Source organism: Macrococcus capreoli, from assembly GCF_025628935.1.
In the GTDB taxonomy this organism is placed as follows: Bacteria; Bacillota; Bacilli; order Staphylococcales; family Staphylococcaceae; genus Macrococcoides; species Macrococcoides capreoli.
In genome coordinates, this window is sequence record NZ_JAOTIS010000034.1 from 1 (window position 1) to 2,324 (window position 2,324).

General features: G+C 29.0%; 3 protein-coding genes. All 3 read right to left on the reverse strand.

Annotated features, from left to right (window positions below):
* Window positions 1-213 precede the first annotated feature (213 nt).
* The gene (locus OCL94_RS13100) at window positions 214-594 is read right to left on the reverse strand and encodes a hypothetical protein (RefSeq protein WP_262997365.1); all 381 of its coding nucleotides are present in this window, start codon (window positions 592-594) and stop codon (window positions 214-216) included.
* Between the two features lie 17 nt (window positions 595-611).
* Entirely contained in the window at window positions 612-824 is a 213-nt protein-coding gene (locus OCL94_RS13105) for a DUF7695 domain-containing protein (RefSeq protein ID WP_262997366.1), read from the reverse strand.
* 844 nt (window positions 825-1,668) lie between these two features.
* The coding region (locus OCL94_RS13110) for a hypothetical protein (protein WP_262997367.1) at window positions 1,669-2,324 on the reverse strand (656 nt) is incomplete at its 5' end.

The window sequence follows — 2,324 nt, forward strand, 5'->3', positions numbered from 1 at the left end:
TAGCTTTAGTTAAATGGATTTGTCTTGTATTAGCCATTCTCTTTCTCCTCTTTTGAATATCTACACTTTTTATATTTATACTTTTCTTCAAGTATATCATTTTTATCAACACGATAAATGTTCTAATATTTTCTTTTAGCCATTAAAACTATACTTCTCATGAAAAAAAGCCACCTCAAATAAGTGGCAAAATCAATTAATTATATTGGTTCATCAATCACTTTTTGTTGTCTCTTGTAGTACGTACTCAGCAAATTCAGATCGCTTAATTCTTCCATGTGCCATATCATACATTTTTTCTATATATTCATCCGACAATGCAAGACCATCAATTTTATTTATGCCTATTGCTGCATCAACTATCGCTATTCTTCTTTCTAAACTAACTTCTTCAGGCTCATATCCCTCAAATGCTTTTTTATATCCATATGTTAACTTTACCTGAGTTCTAAATGATGCTTCATCGATACTTGTAGTTCCATTTTTTAATTCTCTCGCAGTAGTATAAGCTATTCCTGAATATTCAGCTATTTGATCCGAACTCAAATCACTTACAAAAAAATTCTTAATTTTTTCTTTATCAACTTCAAGCATACCTACACCTCTTTAATTTATTCTTCATACTCAGACAAGCTAAAATCAATTATTTCATCATGACTTCTTCCGTGTACTTTTTCAGGCAACCATCCATATCTTTGATACTCTTTACCGCCATCTAAAAAAATCGCTCCACATTTGCATCTTACATAGTTATGGGTATACTTTGATTCAATAACATCATCACAAATTTTACAGCGTGCTATACTTCTAATTATTTTTTTCATTATTTCCACCCCAATTGTAGTTGAAAAAATATTATCAATACTATTTTATCATTTATTTTGTGATCTATACTTACCGTACTTACTAACATCTTTGAAATGAATGTATGCAAAAATTGGCGACAAGAATAAAAATACTATTCCCCATAAAACAATTACAATAATCTTGAACAATCCATAAAAAGCTAACGTGTCTCTCGTAATAAAATAGACTCTAGTACCAGTAAATGTATTTTCACCACTTTTAATATCGAAGATTACATAATAAGAAAATGGACTAAGTATTAATAAAGTATTCATAATAATTCCTGGAGTTTTATGTCCAACTTCTCCATAGGCTTGTTGATACATATATATAATCACACTTACCAAAAAAGCATGGAGTAACATCTATGCAAAAAAAATATAAAAAAGCACCTCTCGCGTATTTTCGAGAAATGCTTTAATCATTTCAATTGAACACAAATTGCTGACGCAATTTGCGGACTCCATCTGTAAACAAGTAAACTTGCAACAGCTGCAGATTAACATTTTGAGAACTGTGGTGAACGACGAGTGCCTTTTAAGGCCTGGGTTTGGCTAAAACTTATAATTAAGTACGCTTAAATGCTTTAATCAAGCTATTTTTCAACTTCTAAATATTTACTATTTCTCAACTAATTTTAATCATTTTCATATAACAAGAATCACTTTTCGGTAAATAAACTAAAACGAGACAGCTATATCAGTAATTTTCCATAAATCACAAAATAGTAGCTAAAACAATAAGACGAATTATCCTTTCTACTTACCAAAAGTAAGATGATATTTTAAGTTTTTATAGCATTTATATTAGTTTATTTTTAGTTCAATTGTGGCTATTTGGTCTAACAAACTTAATATTCTTATTATCATCCGTGAACGGTATAACCACATGATTACCTGCAACTCTTTCCATTTGTATAGCAATTTCATCATCTGTATTTTGATCAGAAACAATAGGAAGTATGATCATACATTCATAAAATTTATTCAGATTTAGCGATAACTTATTTAACAATTCTTTGGATTCCATTTTTGGTGAGGACTCTAATGTTTTTGCTATTATATATTCAAGGTATTCACTTGACACACCTTTTTCAAAATATATTTTATATGCCCAATCACCTTCTAAACTAGATTTTCCTACTTCAATAATATCACCGAATAAGCTAATTCCAATAAATACAAAATTAATATTACAACCACTCATAGGTTTTAATCCAAAGTTAAGAAGCTCTTTATCCGTAAATTTCGTCTTAATATTTCCTTTTATTCCGTTAAGTTCTCTTTCTTTATCATTCCAATTTTCTTTGTAAATTGTACAAGGGAAAATTTTTTCTTTATCAATATATTTCAACAAATCACTTTCTTTTAAACGTTTAATCAATGCTTCTGAAGTCTTCGCCGAATTCCAAATTTGTTGTAAATTACTATCAGACATAAATTCTACTCCTTTCTGTCTACTATAAAATTCTTTACCTT

What these genes read in the sequence shown, in the direction of transcription:
- OCL94_RS13100 (WP_262997365.1), bottom strand. Translation starts at nt 594, where the DNA reads ATGCTTGAAGTTGATAAAGAAAAAATTAAGAATTTTTTTGTAAGTGAT.
- OCL94_RS13105 (WP_262997366.1), bottom strand. Translation starts at nt 824, where the DNA reads ATGAAAAAAATAATTAGAAGTATAGCACGCTGTAAAATTTGTGATGAT.